Raw genomic sequence first — 14,702 nt, 5'->3', positions numbered from 1 at the left:
AAACCGACTGAAATGCTTCTCTGATAACGTTTTCAGCCGGTTTCTAACCGGCTTTAGCTATGAGGCGTGGGTTTTGAGCCCACGCGCCTATCGTCGGGTGAGTGCAATGCTTTTACTGTGAGTGCCTCGCAACACTAATGGCTCGAGTCGGTTGAAACCCACTGCAATGCTTTTACTGTCTCTCCCCCGATCGCGGTGCAAAATCATTTGCGGGCTGAGTTGGGGGGGGATGCGATCGCGATCGCAGGTTGGGGTTGTTTCCATCACCGCCTGCTTGCCGGAGGGGAAATAAGATGAAGATACAGTGAAGTTCGAGAGGTTCTGACAATGGCGACTCAAAGCAAAAAACTGCGGCAAAATCCTTTTATCACTTATCGCGATCCGGCGACGGGCAGATGGTTGGTGGTGAAGGCGGAAACGCAAAAAGCCGCGTGAGGGGCGATCGGGCGGATGATTTTTTCCTCGGGGGCACCGGTGCGCCCTTCAGCAGGAGAGCAGAGATAATTTTGCGCCGCAAGTGCCCCCTTTTCTTTTCACGGGAGAGCGCTGCACCGAAGATGCTATACAGATCGACGCTGCCAACCCATCAGGACAATACCTGTGCCATAATGGCAAAATGGTACGTTAACCGAGGTGGCGATCGATGGCGATAACACTATGGAAGTGGCTCAGGAAGTGGCTCAAAACCGATATTCGAGACATCAACTGGGGCGAAACCCTGGAAGATGTGAAAACTGGCTCCGAAGCGGGTCAGGCGGTTTTCGAGATGGCAGAAGTGGTGCAGGACTGCTGGACCTGCTCAAGCCGTGCCAACCTCAGCGGTGCCAAACTCAGCCGTGCCGATTTTACAGACATTGTGTGAAATAGTCAAACAAAGTGGGAAAATTCGATAGGATTGTATGAAGCGGTAGGCATATCCTCACAGTTAGCCACAGATCCCGAGTTTGCGAAGGCAATGAAGACAAGCCGCAGTCAACCATAGGGTGCGTGACCCCCCGCAGTCAATGGGCGGGAAAATCGCAAAATGGAATCGGGGGGGTCACGCACCGACACCATGTGTGAGGGGAGCCAAATCGGGTGGGGGATTAGGATTAGGCGGGCGATTGAAATCGCGCCTTGGCAAGCAAAGCGCGAAGCCATGCCCGAAGGGCTATACTCCGCCGACGCGGACTATTTGTTGGAAGTTACCGCTTTTTGGCATTCTTTCGGGCTAATTCTAACACATTTTGCTTGAACAAATACCCAAACCCTGCCTTATCTAAGCGCAACACAAACTCGTGTGTTTCTTGACCCAATTCGCGGGCGGTGACGTCTAAATTCCACTGATATTTTGCTAGTTGACTTAACAAATACACTCGCCGGGTTTGGGCGGCGGATAAGCGATAGGTTTTTAAGTATTGAATTTCGCCATCATCGCTAACGATCGCCTCGCCGATATGGTTTTCCCGTCCTGGGTCTAGGTCGGTGATAAACCGCTGCAAGCCAAACGGGCCTAACTTGTAAACTCGCCGACTATTCACGGCGCGATTTAACAAATCTGTGGCCATAAATCCGTGAAATTTGCCCCACTGCGATCGCAAATCAGCCACAGCAGTGCGTAACTGGTTTAAATTATTAATTTTTCTTTCATCAATGGCCATATCCATCGGAAATGTGGTATCGTATAATAGGCCATATTGATAAATCAATTCGCCGTAAAAATCTTCCAGCAAAGAGGTATGCAGGGCGCGATAATCTTGGGGGTTGGGAACGATAAAAGCGGAGGCGAGGGTATCGGCGACAAACACCAAGAGGCCCACTTGACCTTCGTGAATTTCAAACAGGCGCAGGGCATCTTCAAAGCCGGCGATCGCCCGCCCGCTGTATGACAGTTCCCACCGGCAACCCAATCCGTGAGAAAGCGCTTGGCGAGAATACTCCTCCCAGGCGATCGCCGGACCGGAAAAGAACATGCCCAAAAACCCCTCCATTGCCAAGTGCAAGGGTAAAAACCGCAGGCGATCGCGACTTTCCCGTTTGGTCATCCGGTGCATCAGGCGCAACTTCGCACATCCGCAGTGGAACACCTTCCCATCCCGCCCCTGCATTTTCGTGCCGAATGCCACTTCTGCGCCACCGCCTTCTCCCCAAGAGAGTACCAATCCGTGGGGCACATAGGAAACATACATCATATCCGGATTCATCATGTCCCCATCCAGGGCAACGATCGCCAGATTCTCGTCGTAATTGCGGCGTTCCAAGCGCAGGTCCCGGCGGGGATGCGATCGTAACAAAGGCACCAGGCGAATGCTTCCGCACACCTGGGAAGGGGCAATCTGCAACCCGCGCAAAGATAAGTTGTCCAACAATGGCGTTTTGCGACTCATAACATTTTCTCCCTTAAGCGATCGAGCAGATGACGCACCCGGGAAGCGAGATATGCTTCCAACTCGGATAAAGGTGCGGAACCTTCGGCAAATCGGGCAAATCCTAGCATAGTGGGCAGATCTTCCGCATCGCGCAATCCCACAGTAGGAATTGCGGCGGTGAGAGAACGCAAGAGAAAATCCTCGGTATCGAATGCTGGATTGCAATGCACGATGGAAGTGCGACGCTTTGGGTCGAACTTTCTGCGGTAGAGTTGTAGCACTTGCGCTGCGCCACCGGGAGGGTCATTCTCGCATCCATCAGAGACGATCGCGATTAAATCCGCTCCCCATTCTAGCGCATCCAGCAACGGCGTGGCTAAGTCAGTTTGCCCCCGGGGGGTGACGAAAAGTGCGTCGGATACGGGAACAGTCCAAAAATCCCGATACTCTTGCGCTGCGGCTTTCAGGAGATAATGTGCCGCCAGGGCAACGCCCAGGGGACGCCGGCGTTTTTCGGTGGAACCGCAGGCGGAATAACTGCGATCGAGCACCGCCGCCACCCGGGGAAGTTCCAGGGGGGAGGAGTTCAGGGTATGGCGGGCGGCGGATGCCAGGGCGGCGTGCAAAGTTGCGGCGCGATCGCCTCTCTCTTTTAAAGGTAACGATAGCACGTAGAGAGCTAATTTGGTGAGGGGCATTTTTCCCAAGTCCACCGCGATCGCCGTTGCGGCGCGATCGCCTGCGTTTTGCCAGCGCAATTTTTCCCCGGGCGTCATTTTATCCTGAATGCGATCGAGGAAAATCTGCCGTGAAATACCATGTTTCGCCGCAAATCCTTCCGCCACGGTAAAGGGTAAAGCATAAATTGCTTCGCGATTGTAATTCGCTTGGCGATATTGCTCGAATATCTCGGTTTGATAGGCTTTTATTTTCGTGGGATTGAATAAAAACGTTGCGAGTTCCGGGTCGAATTTCAGATGATTGTGAGTGGCGATCGCCCGCAGTTTCGAGCGATATTTCACCGCCTGAAAAGCGATATCCTGGCGGCTTTTTATGTAATTCCGGGCGATCGCGCGACTGCGACGGTTATTAATCCCTCGGCGGCGAATTTCTGCCAACACCCGCCACGCCCGTTGCGGCGGCAATTCCGCCAACGCCGCTGCAATTAATTGCCCTTCTTCCTGGCGGTGTTCTGGTGGAGTATCCCGCCCGGTTGCCAAGAGCTTTAAAATAATTTGCGATCGATTAAAATGATTGATACCCGCCGCTAAACTTCTAGCGTATAATAATCGATAATTGCCTAAAATATAGTCATGTAAAAAATCAATCGAGACGCCTTGGGAGTTTGCTGCGCTGTAAAATTCCCGCTGCCCGCTACAGGCAAGACAGGCATTGATAAACATCACCAAATCTTCTCGTTCGATTTGGTCATTTGTTATTTGTCCTTTGTCATTGGTCATTTGTCGTTGATTATTGGTTATTGGTTGTTAGTTGTTAGTTGTTGGTTGTTGGTGGGTGGTGATTAATATTTTTTGAATGGTTAATTGTCCCTTTTGAAGTTTGATAAGTTTTAGGATGGCTTAAGAGGCGCTAGCTAGGGGAATAGCGGCACGACTGACAGAGTGTAACTTCAGAGGTTAGTCCGGAAGTCGCACCAAAGTCCCGCTGGCTAGCTGAGACTAGCTTAGCACGCCGACGGGGGGATTGTCATTGGTGGGATGGGAGGTTTTAGTGGGGGGGGGTTTTGAAGCGGGGGAAGCGATCGCCCTTACCCGAATCTTAACCTTCTGCGCGTACAATACAGAAATTGTAAATTTTGGGTACATCAGCAGGTAGAATGAACCAGATATCCGGGCAACGACTCGCTGAAATCGGGAGATTGTTTTTCAAATTGGGTGTGATTGGATTTGGGGGTCCGGCGGCACATATTGCGATGATGGAAGATGAAGTAGTGAACCGTCGCCAGTGGTTAACTGCAGAGAAATTCCTGGACTTGGTAGGGGCAACCAATCTGATTCCCGGTCCGAATTCTACGGAGATGGCGATTCATGTGGGGTATGTTTACGGTGGAGTTTTGGGTTTAATTGTGGCGGGGGTTTGTTTTATTTTGCCGGCGGTATTGATTACGGCTTTTTTTGGCTGGATTTACGTGGCATTTGGGCAATTGCCCCAGGTAGAACCGTTGCTTTATGGGATTAAACCGGCGGTGTTAGCGGTGATTTTGGCGGCGCTGTGGCGGTTAGGGAAAAAGGCGATAAAGTCGCGGCAATTGTTAATGGTAGCGATCGCCACTGGGATTGCGGTGGGATTGGGGTTAAATGAAGTGCTAGCATTGTTATTGGGGGGAGTATTGGGTGCCCTGTGGTTGAATTGGAATACGCGAGGGATTCAAGGGGCGATCGCCGCATTTCCGATACCGATTTTGTTATCGCAAAAGCCGATTGCGGGGGAACCTTTTGGGTTGTGGAAATTAGGGTTATTGTTCCTAAAAGTGGGCAGCGTTTTATTTGGTAGCGGTTACGTGCTGATTGCCTTTTTAGAAGGGGGACTGGTGGAGGAAAAGGGGTGGTTAACGCAGCAGCAACTTTTAGATGCGATCGCGATCGGGCAATTCACCCCCGGACCGGTACTTTCCACCGCGACTTTTATCGGTTATATAATTGCTGGCATTCCCGGGGCAATTGTAGCCACCGTGGGTATTTTTCTGCCCTCATTTTTATTTGTATTGCTGCTCGAGACGCTCATTCCGCGCTTGCGAGGGTGGAAGTGGACCGCAGGGTTTTTGGATGCGGTGAATGTGAGTGCGGTGGCGCTGATGGCGGTGGTGACGCTGCAACTGGGGAAAATTGCCCTCTGGCGCGGTACCATCGAGACCCCGGTGGGGGTATTACCGGCAGTGGATGGGGTGGCGCTGGCGATCGCGGCGATCGCGGCAATTTTAGCAATTCGCTGGCGGGTGAATGCCGCATGGTTGGTATTGGGCGGCGCGGTGGTGGGATTCCTGTTGAATAGCGTTATATAATTTCGGCTCAAAGGCAAACCCTGGCTCAGCAACCGCAGATTTTGAATGGGTAGGGTGCGTGACGCCCCTCACGCAATCACTGGGAGGATAACCCACTGGCATCCGGGGCGTCACGCACCCACAGGATAAATTGGAGGCAACGGGGTCAATCGGGCTAGGGCTTTTATGTGAGACATTGAGATATAATATCGCGGCAGTGGCGGCGAAAAAAAAGTGAGAAAATCCGCACCGCTTATGTGAGACATTGAGATATAATATCGCGGCAGTGGCGGCGAAAAAAGTGAGACAAAAAAAAGCGCCCGAGTTGGGGGCGGCGGAGTCGAGGGAGAGGCGTTCCCCCCTGGGGGGAACGAGTGGAGGTGGGGACTAACGCTTAAGAGCGTCCGATGCCCACATAGCGGAAGCCAATTTTTTCCAGCTTCTCGCGATCGAGGAAATTGCGCCCGTCAATAATGACCGGGTTAATCATTTGTTTCGCCATTTTTTCATAGTCCAGGGTTTCAAACTGTTGCCAATCTGTTACCAGAACCAGAGCATCGCAGCCATCGGCGAGGCGGTGGGGGTCAGTTTCCACCACCACCCCGGTGAAGCCTTGACCGATACCGGTTTGAGACACAATCGGGTCGTAGGCTTTAACTTTTGCGCCGAGGCGGTTGAGCTGTTCGATGAGATTCAGGGCGGGGGCATCGCGCATATCGTCGGTATCGGGTTTGAAGGTCAATCCCAACAGACCGATGGTTTTGCCTTTGAGGATTTTGAGTTCGTGTTGGAGTTTTTCGATCGCAATTTGACGCTGACGCTTGTTCACGTCAACGGCAGCTTTCAGCAATTGAGCGTCATAGCCATAATCGTCGGCGGTATGGATCATTGCCGAGACATCTTTCGGGAAGCAAGAACCGCCCCAACCGATGCCTGCTTGTAAGAATTTCGTACCGATGCGGGTATCTAAGCCGATGCCTTTTGCCACTTGCACCACATCAGCGCCGACGCGATCGCAGACATTGGCAATTTCATTAATAAAGCTAATTTTGGTTGCCAAGAAAGCATTTGCGGCATATTTAATCATCTCAGCGGAACTGAGATCCGTGAGTACCACGGAGACCGGAGGCATCGAGGCGTCTTCAGCAAACTTGCGTTCCACAATAGGCTGATAGAGTTCCTGCATCATTTGCAGGGCGCGTTTGCCATTGCTGCCCAACACAATGCGATCGGGGTTAAAGGTATCGTAAACCGCCGACCCTTCCCGGAGGAACTCGGGGTTACTCACCACATCGAACTCGATGCCGAGTCGCTTCGCCGTTTCATCGCCACTGGTATCGGAGTGTTCCCGTTCTGCGAGTCCATCGAGGACGATCATCCGCACCCAGTCACCGGAACCGATAGGAACCGTGGATTTATTAACGATGACTTTGTAGCCTTTATTGAGATGAGTGCCAATTCCCCGGGCAACTGCTTCCACATAGCGGGTATCGCTGTCCCCACTGGGGAGTGCTGGGGTACCCACGGCGATAAACAGGATATCGCTATTCGTGACCCCGTATTTCAAATCGCCGGTAAATTCGAGACGGTCTTCACTGGCGGATTTTTGCATGATTTCCGACAATCCCGGTTCGTAAATGGGGGATCGTCCGGATTTCATTAATTTTACTTTTTCTTCATTATTGTCAACACAAATGACGTGGTGACCCGTGTGGGCCAAACAAGCGCCGGTGACTAAACCAACGTATCCGGTACCGATTACACAAACCCGCATAAGGGGAAATCCTCCAATTGATATAAATTATGCAAGATAAAGGGTTGGGCATCCTAACAGACGCCGGGAAAAACAGCAGCTTGCAGGCAATACAGACCCGCTTTTTTTCCATCGTAACCTCATAGCGCAGGAGATCGGTTCCCTGTGCCAGTGGCGCGATCGCGACCCCTGCGCCCGAGAACCTTTATCCGATTGTCTGTGTTTGAATTGCACCCTGACGCGATCGCGATTATACTCCAAGCACAGAAAGCCACTTCTTCCGAAAGAACGCTTTCCTTTGCTCCTATAAACAGGTTGCCCGCTCGGTCTACTCCGATATCAGGCGATCGCGAAAATCCTCTACGGTTAACTTTAATCCCTCATCCAGAGGTACCGTTGGCTGCCATTTCAGCCAATTTTTAGCCCGGGTGATATCCGGTTGACGCTGGCGCGGGTCATCTTGGGGTAGGGGCTTAAATTGAATTTCCGCATCCGGATTGACCATTTTCTGAATCTTTTCCGCCAATTGTAAAATGGTGTATTCACTCGGATTTCCCAGATTCACCGGACCGATGCGATCGCCATTCATCAACCGCATCAACCCATCCACCAAGTCGGACACATAGCAGAAACTGCGCGTTTGCTGCCCATCGCCATACACCGTCAGCGGAATCGAGCGCAGAGCTTGCACAATAAAATTGCTTACCACCCGTCCATCATTTTCCAACATCCTCGGCCCGTAGGTATTAAAAATGCGAGCCACGCGAATATCTACATCATTTTGGCGGTGGTAATCAAAACAGAGGGTTTCCGCCACGCGCTTGCCTTCATCGTAACAGTTGCCGCAAAACGCCGCCCGTCCGTTGCGCCGCACCAATACCACATGATTGCGAACGTTAACGCAGTAAACATTACCCGCATAACGGACTGCTTCGGGAGAGCTTAACTTTGCCGTTTGTTGGGGTTGAATATGAACCCGATAAAGCGGGCGATCGCCGGTCTGAGAAATCACGGAAGCCGTATAACCGCAACGCATTGCCAATTCCTGCACTTCGTCGGCGAGTTGTTGGGAAGCGGTGGAATAAACATAGCCGCTTTCTTGCACTTGTGCCCCCATCATCAAAGCGTCGAACAAAATCAACGATTGACGGCGAGATAAGGTTAAAAATTCGCGAGGAATTGAAGGTTTTTCCGCATCACCTTTAGGCAAAAGAGTTTGAGTCAATTGGGGACTAGAAATGCTCAATTGATGCTTGTCGGCGGCAAAGAAAGTCACCCCCAAGCGCTGGAGACACTGGGAAATTTTGGCGCGATTTTCTGGATGAGATTGTGCAATTAAGATGTTAGAGTCAGCCAAGGGAACGCCGCGATCGCCCACCGCTTGAGGTTGGTGGCGCACCTGCACGGATCCCCCGGAGAGATAGTAACCGAGGAACTCGAGCCAATCATCCATGCGGACCGCCTGGGTTGCACCCCGAGACTCCGACGGAGAGGAGGGCCATTCAAACCACTCTCGTTCCACACCGGCAAACTCAGCGCCGGTGAGGACGCGCCAGGAATGCCAGGATTGCGGGGCGTCAGCGCGCACGAACTCCGGGCGATCGCTGCTTTCGCGTTGGGCGTACATCCAGTGATTCGGCGTCACGCACAAATCGAATTGCGAATCGGCAAACCGCAGCAAATGCCCCACATAAGGCTGCACCAGATACTCATCGGGGACGTGGTATTCCACTTGATTGTCGGAATTGAGGGTTGCCACCGGCATGCCAGGTTGCAACTGGGGAAAGGGCACCCAGCCGGTTTCGGTTAAAATCTCGGTTTGCGCGTCATAACAAGAGCGGATGCCAATGGTGTTGACATTGCCCCGATAGGCTTCGGTTTGCGGGTGGACGTCGGGATCCCCATACACTTCCGAGGTGGACGCCAGTAAAATCCGGGCTTTGACCCGTTTGGCCAATCCCAGCATGTGCAGGGTGCCAATCACGTTAGTTTTAATGGTTTTGACCGGATTGTACTGATAGTGAACTGGGGAGGCGGGACAAGCCAAATGATAGATTTGCTCGACTTCCAAACGAATCGGTTCGGTGATATCGTGGCGAATCAGTTCGAAGTAGGGGTTGTCCATCCATTTGAGGATATTGCGCTTATCGCCAGTGAAAAAGTTGTCCAAGCAGAGGACTTCATGTCCCTGGGTCATTAAGCGATCGATGAGATGGGAACCAATAAAACCTGCTCCACCCGTGACTAGAATTCTCATAAGCTGGTGTTCGTTAAAAGGGTAAGGCCATCCTACAAAAGTGTGGCATGCAATTACATTTAATCGAAAAATCAGACAAAAAGCGCCCCGACTCGCGGTTTGGGGCGCAAAATTAATTAAATCTTTACGCGATCGGGCCGGGCGAAGGGTGAGGGGGCTAACCGCGATCGAGTTGCAGCACTGCCATAAAGGCTTCTTGGGGGACATCCACGGTGCCGATCGCCTTCAAGCGCTTTTTACCTTTGGCTTGTTTTTGCAAGAGCTTTTTCTTCCGGGAAATGTCGCCGCCATAACATTTGGCCAACACATCCTTCCGCAGGGGGGGGATATGTTCGCTAGCAATGACGCGAGAGCCGATCGCTGCTTGCAGGGGAACCTTAAACTGATGGCGCGGAATCAGTTCTTTGAGTTTTTCCACCAGCGATCGGCCCACGGGATATGCCTTATCCCGGTGGACGATCATGGCCAGGGCATCCACCGGATCGTTGTTGATCAGGATATCCATCCGCACCAAGGGATTTTCCCGATAGCCGATAAACTGGTATTCCATGCTGGCATAGCCGCGCGATCGCGATTTCATTTGGTCGAAGAAATCGGTCACCACTTCCGCCAAGGGCAACTCATACACCAAGGTGGTGCGTTCCGGGGTGAGGTATTTCATATCGGCGAACTCCCCCCGGCGGGTTTGGCATAATTCCATCAAGGTGCCCACGTAGGTTTCCGGGGTAATCATCTCCACGCGCACGTAAGGCTCCTCGATTTTTTCCCGTTCGTTGGGCGCGGGGAGCATACTCGGGTTGTCGATGTAAATTTCCTCGCCTTCGATGGGGGTGACGCGATAGATTACCGAGGGGGCGGTGGTAATTAGGTCCAGGTCGTACTCGCGTTCCAAGCGTTCCTGGACGATTTCCATGTGCAGCAGTCCCAAGAATCCGCAGCGGAACCCAAAGCCCATCGCGCTGGAGGTTTCTGGTTCGAACGAGAGGGCCGAGTCATTCAGTTTTAGGCGATCGAGGGCTTCGCGCAAATCTTCAAATTGATCTGCATCGGTGGGAAATAATCCGCAGAAGACCATCGGTTTGGCTTCTTTATAGCCCGGTAAGGGGGCGGCGGCGGGGGATTTAGCGAGGGTGATGGTATCCCCGACTCGGGCATCTTCCACTGCTTTAATGGCAGCGGCGAGATAGCCCACTTCACCGGCATGAAGGGCATCGAGGGGATGTTGGGTGGGCGAGAGGACGCCGAGAACGTCGATTTCGTATTCTTTGCCCGAGGCCATCAATCGGATGCGATCGCCGGTTTTTACCGTGCCATCCATCACCCGGAAATAGACGATGACGCCGCGATAGGGGTCGTAATAACTATCGAAAATCAAGGCCCGCAGGGGTTGGTCTACGGTATCTTGCGGGGGGGGGACCCGATGCACCATCCCTTCGAGAATCTCGTCGATGCCGATGCCCTCTTTTGCCGAGGCCATAATGGCATCGGAACAGTCTAGACCGATGATTTCTTCAATTTCGTTGATGACTCGTTCCGGTTCGGCTCCCGGCAGGTCTATTTTATTTAAAACGGGGATAATTTCTAAATCGTGTTCTAAGGCGAGATAGACGTTGGCTAGGGTTTGGGCTTCCACCCCTTGGGAGGCATCCACCACCAGCAGCGCCCCTTCACAAGCGGCTAGACTGCGGGACACTTCGTAGGAAAAGTCCACGTGCCCGGGGGTGTCGATCAGATTGAGGACGTAGTTTTCCCCGTCTTTGGCTTGATAGTTCATCCGGGCCGCTTGCAGCTTAATGGTAATGCCGCGCTCCCGTTCTAGTTCCATATTGTCGAGGAATTGTTTTTTCATTACCCGCTCTTCCACGGTGCCAGTTGCCTGCAGCAGGCGATCGGCCAGGGTGGATTTGCCGTGGTCGATATGTGCAATGATGGAAAAGTTGCGAATGCGAGAAACAGGAGTGTCGGTCATACGCTAATATTTAGAGGCGCTGTGGTTGATTGAGAATAGGGGAAACTCGATCTCGACGGCGATCGCCGAACCCGAGACCCAAAGGTGCCATCGGACTCCCTGAGAATCCTGGACATCTAGATACTTAACACATTTTAATACTTTCTGGGCGTCGGCGGCAGCTTCCCAACGGGCCGATCGCGTTTTTCCCGCCACCGAAGGGCGATCGCTCTTGACAAAATTGAATTTTTATGGTAAGGTAAGAAACCTTTAGCCTTTTTATTTCCCGAGGAAGTCCCTAGGGAGCGGCGCACCCAGGGGCAAGTCACCCACGCTCGGTTAGGCGTCCGGGGGTCGAAAACGGCAATGGGGCTGCTAAAATCAATTATATCCTCAAATTTAATTTGATAAAGACCGCTCTGGGAAAAGGCCGCGAAAGGCGGGTAAAATGCGATCGCCTGCCTCAACTTTGGGGAAAACTAAATCAAGCATCAGCTTTTTGCCATGTTTTTGCCATGTAAGATTGAAAAACCGATCGCTTCCTCCGATCCGGGCGCAAACTCCGAGCGAGCTGCTCCATACCCCTTATTTGTGTTGAGAAAACCGAAAACTTATGAGTGACCAGGCTGTGCAAAATATTCGCAACGCGGAAAAAGTGGAAATTTCGATCCACATCGATTCCGAATTGCTCGATCGCGTCCAGCATTTGACCAACGATCCGAGCAAAGTCATCGACACTGCATTGAGACAGTGGCTGCGCGGGGACTCCAAACGCGATGACGAACTGACGCGCAACCTGACGCGCAATCCCCCCGTTCCCCCGCGCGGCGAGTGGAACGATTAACGTCAATTTTGCCTGAGTGCCTCGAAGGGCACTCCAGAACCGGAACGCCTAAGCCCACCAAACGCCGAGTTGAGTCAAGGGGATGAAACTGGGTGGTTTTTCGATATCCCGCTTCTTCGGGATGGGATGGATTCCCCAGGGGTGGGCAAGCTGATTGCTCCCGAGGCACTCCCTCGGGTTTTCCCTGTGTTAATCGCCTGTCGCTGATGACCAGCCACCGCCGTGAATCACACCACACACCAAGCATCTATCCCTGAAGACAATTCGAGTTGGTTGAAGAGCCTGGGAACCGAGTTGGCATTTATTCAAGATGCCGCTGGGTTCTATCGCGCATTTTATTGGGATGGCGCAGGGGAGTGGAAGCTCGATTGCGATGAGGTGGTGGGAACCTCGGTGAGCGATCGCTTTACTCCGTTAAATGTTACTCCCTATTTGGAACGGATCGCGCGGGTGTTGAACGCTTCGATCCCGGAACGGTTTAGCTATCCGTTTCGCTTGGGCGATCGCACCTTTGTGTTTGAACTGATCGTGACTCCCCTGATAAAATCCAGGGGGGAAGCGACGGAAGTGCTGGTCATGGGTCGCTTGCTTCCTAATGTAGTGGGGGCGATCGAGGAACAAGCCCATCCGCCGAGCAACAATTCCCCCGTACCTCCCTCCCAGTTGGATCTGCATCAAAAACTCCTCGATACCATTGTGGGCAGTATCCGGCGCACCCTGCCTCCGGGATCGGAACTGTATCAAAAACTTTTGGGGGAAATGGCGCGCAAAATCCGGCGATCGCTGGATTTAAAGACGATTTGGGAAGAAACGGTGCAGGGCATCGGATCCGCGTTGGGGGTCGATCGCTGCATTCTGTGTCCTTACCAGGTGGGCCACCAAAAGGTGTCGGTGGTGGCGGAGTACCGACGCGCACCTTTACCCTCTATGCGGGGTCGAGAACTGTGGCTGAGCGATCGCCCGGATTTGCGCCAAGCCCTGGAAATGCGATCGCCGGTGACGCAGGATGCGACACAACTGCCCGACTCCGCCCCCGCCGCCCGCTTGGTGGTGGCAACTTGCTACCAAGATCGCCCCAATGGGTTAATCTGTCTGGAACGATCCGCGTCTGCTGCAAGAAACGCCGATGAAGTCGGTGGGGAAAACAAAATCGGCTTTCGGTCCTGGAGTGATGCGGAAATCGAGTTAGTGCGAGAATTGGCGGAACAAGTGGGTACCGCGATCGCTCATGCCACCCTCTATACCGAATTGGAAAAAGCCCGCAAGCAAGCAGAAGAAGTTTCCCGCCTCAAAAGTCAATTTCTTGCCAATACTTCCCACGAACTCCGCACTCCGCTCAATGGCACCATCGGCTTTCTCAAGCTGATTATGGACGATATGGCGGAAAGCGAACAAGAGGTGAAAGATTTCGTGCGCGAAGCCTATCAATCCGCCGTGCATTTGCTCAATTTGATTAACGATATTTTAGATATTGCTAAAATCGAGGCTGGCAAAATGCAGCTCGAATTGGCCCCGGTAAAATTAGATGAGTTGTTCGCGATCGTCAAAAATCATACCCGCGCTCAGATCCGGCAAAAACACTTAAGTTTCCAGATTCAACTACCCCCCACCGAAGACGAAATTGTTGTTTTTGGCAACTACCAACGCCTGCTACAGGTAATGCTCAATTTAGTGGGCAATGCCATTAAATTTACTCACGAAGGCGGCATCACCATTTCTGCCGAAATTCTTGATAAAAAAGTGCTGGTTCAAGAGCGAGAGCTTCCCGCAATGGTGAATGTCAGCGTCGCCGATACCGGCATCGGCGTTTCTCTGGAAAAACAAGATAAATTATTTCAGTCTTTCTCTCAAGTGGATGGAGAGCGCACTCGCCAATATGGCGGCACCGGCTTGGGATTGGCTATCTCGCAAAAGCTGGTGCAGGCAATGGGTGGCATGGTTAATTTTTACAGCATGGGTGAGGGACTCGGTTCGACTGTCACTTTCACCGTCCCCCTTTACCAAAAACCAGTGATGGTCTCTACCGCCCGCAACCCTTAAGCCCCGCGCTCCACCTCTCACATTTACCCTCACACTCGTTCCCTGGCTCAGCCTGGGAACGCTCCCCGGAGGTTCTCCCTCCAATATAGCGCAAAGTATAGTTCACCCGCCTCGTTCCCTGGCTCAGCCTGGGAACGCCCCCGGAGGCTCTGCCTCCTATACCGAAAGCACTAAGTATAAGAAAACCCAACCGCTCATCCCCCGGCAAGCAGCCCACTGCCCTAACTGAAAACGCCCGACTCTTCCCAACCCCCTGCCAATTCCCCCTGCAAGCCCCAACAAATATCAAATTAACAATTGATGACCCCGCAGAGGCATAATTTCTCAAGTCTCAATTCTCCCAACCCTGTACCCTAAAGAAAGGACAAACCTACAAACCATAAACTGGAACTTATGACTGAGCAAACTTCCGCTCGCGATTTATTTCGCGCCGCTTACGAAAGAAAAACGAGAGTTTGAAAGCTACGTTTTTTAAAACGTAGATGAAAAACGAACGGCGACTTTAGTCGCC

At 52.4% G+C, this 14,702-nt stretch carries 9 protein-coding genes and 2 pseudogenes; 4 read left to right on the top strand and 7 right to left on the bottom strand.

Annotated elements, in window-relative coordinates; translation table 11 throughout:
• Positions 1–87 precede the first annotated feature (87 nt).
• Positions 88–264, bottom strand: coding sequence for a hypothetical protein (locus LKK83_RS04185; RefSeq protein ID WP_324629622.1), 177 nt, complete (start codon positions 262–264; stop codon positions 88–90).
• Between the two features lie 379 nt (positions 265–643).
• On the opposite strand from LKK83_RS04185, the gene LKK83_RS04180 reads away from it, so the two are divergent.
• Positions 644–862, top strand: coding sequence for a hypothetical protein (locus LKK83_RS04180; RefSeq protein WP_324629621.1), 219 nt, complete (start codon positions 644–646; stop codon positions 860–862).
• A 322-nt stretch (positions 863–1,184) separates the two neighbouring features.
• Here LKK83_RS04180 and LKK83_RS04175 read toward each other — a convergent pair whose 3' ends face one another.
• A complete protein-coding gene (locus LKK83_RS04175) occupies positions 1,185–2,366 on the bottom strand; it encodes an ARPP-2 domain-containing protein (RefSeq protein WP_324629620.1) in 1,182 nt (393 codons plus the stop codon).
• Positions 2,363–3,808 (bottom strand): hypothetical protein, encoded by a 1,446-nt coding sequence (locus LKK83_RS04170; RefSeq protein WP_324629619.1) that lies wholly within the window; start codon positions 3,806–3,808, stop codon positions 2,363–2,365. Before LKK83_RS04170 ends, LKK83_RS04175 begins: the two co-directional genes overlap by 4 nt.
• Before the next feature lie 377 nt (positions 3,809–4,185).
• Here LKK83_RS04170 and chrA point away from each other — a divergent pair, with 377 nt between their 5' ends.
• The gene (gene chrA, locus LKK83_RS04165) at positions 4,186–5,370 is read left to right on the top strand and encodes a chromate efflux transporter (protein WP_324629618.1); all 1,185 of its coding nucleotides are present in this window, start codon (positions 4,186–4,188) and stop codon (positions 5,368–5,370) included.
• Positions 5,371–5,743: 373 nt separating this feature from the next.
• Here the strand turns inward: chrA and LKK83_RS04160 are convergent, their stop codons facing one another.
• The 4 genes and pseudogenes from LKK83_RS04160 to lepA form a co-directional block, all read right to left on the bottom strand.
• A complete protein-coding gene (locus LKK83_RS04160; RefSeq protein ID WP_324629617.1) occupies positions 5,744–7,123 on the bottom strand; it encodes a UDP-glucose dehydrogenase family protein in 1,380 nt (459 codons plus the stop codon).
• 307 nt (positions 7,124–7,430) lie between these two features.
• Positions 7,431–8,024: pseudogene (locus tag LKK83_RS04155) on the bottom strand (GDP-mannose 4,6-dehydratase); the annotation flags it as partial.
• A 903-nt stretch (positions 8,025–8,927) separates the two neighbouring features.
• Positions 8,928–9,359 (bottom strand): annotated as a pseudogene (locus LKK83_RS04150) (GDP-mannose 4,6-dehydratase); the annotation flags it as partial.
• A 157-nt stretch (positions 9,360–9,516) separates the two neighbouring features.
• A complete protein-coding gene (gene lepA, locus LKK83_RS04145; protein ID WP_324629616.1) occupies positions 9,517–11,328 on the bottom strand; it encodes a translation elongation factor 4 in 1,812 nt (603 codons plus the stop codon).
• Between the two features lie 592 nt (positions 11,329–11,920).
• Here lepA and LKK83_RS04140 point away from each other — a divergent pair.
• Positions 11,921–12,151 (top strand): hypothetical protein, encoded by a 231-nt coding sequence (locus LKK83_RS04140; protein WP_324629615.1) that lies wholly within the window; start codon positions 11,921–11,923, stop codon positions 12,149–12,151.
• 222 nt (positions 12,152–12,373) lie between these two features.
• The gene (locus LKK83_RS04135) at positions 12,374–14,191 is read left to right on the top strand and encodes a GAF domain-containing sensor histidine kinase (protein WP_324629614.1); all 1,818 of its coding nucleotides are present in this window, start codon (positions 12,374–12,376) and stop codon (positions 14,189–14,191) included.
• Positions 14,192–14,702 lie beyond the last annotated feature (511 nt).

This window comes from Phormidium sp. CCY1219 (genome assembly GCF_035615515.1).
Classification (GTDB): domain Bacteria; phylum Cyanobacteriota; class Cyanobacteriia; order Cyanobacteriales; family Laspinemataceae; genus CCY1219.
The sequence above is the reverse complement of the archived record's forward strand: the minus strand, read 5'-3'. Positions and strand labels throughout refer to the sequence as shown.

What these genes read in the sequence shown, in the direction of transcription:
- LKK83_RS04185 (WP_324629622.1), bottom strand. Translation starts at nt 264, where the DNA reads ATGGAAACAACCCCAACCTGCGATCGCGATCGCATCCCCCCCCAACTC.
- LKK83_RS04180 (WP_324629621.1), top strand. Translation starts at nt 644, where the DNA reads ATGGCGATAACACTATGGAAGTGGCTCAGGAAGTGGCTCAAAACCGAT.
- LKK83_RS04175 (WP_324629620.1), bottom strand. Translation starts at nt 2,366, where the DNA reads ATGAGTCGCAAAACGCCATTGTTGGACAACTTATCTTTGCGCGGGTTG.
- LKK83_RS04170 (WP_324629619.1), bottom strand. Translation starts at nt 3,808, where the DNA reads ATGACCAATGACAAAGGACAAATAACAAATGACCAAATCGAACGAGAA.
- chrA (WP_324629618.1), top strand. Translation starts at nt 4,186, where the DNA reads ATGAACCAGATATCCGGGCAACGACTCGCTGAAATCGGGAGATTGTTT.
- LKK83_RS04160 (WP_324629617.1), bottom strand. Translation starts at nt 7,123, where the DNA reads ATGCGGGTTTGTGTAATCGGTACCGGATACGTTGGTTTAGTCACCGGC.
- lepA (WP_324629616.1), bottom strand. Translation starts at nt 11,328, where the DNA reads ATGACCGACACTCCTGTTTCTCGCATTCGCAACTTTTCCATCATTGCA.
- LKK83_RS04140 (WP_324629615.1), top strand. Translation starts at nt 11,921, where the DNA reads ATGAGTGACCAGGCTGTGCAAAATATTCGCAACGCGGAAAAAGTGGAA.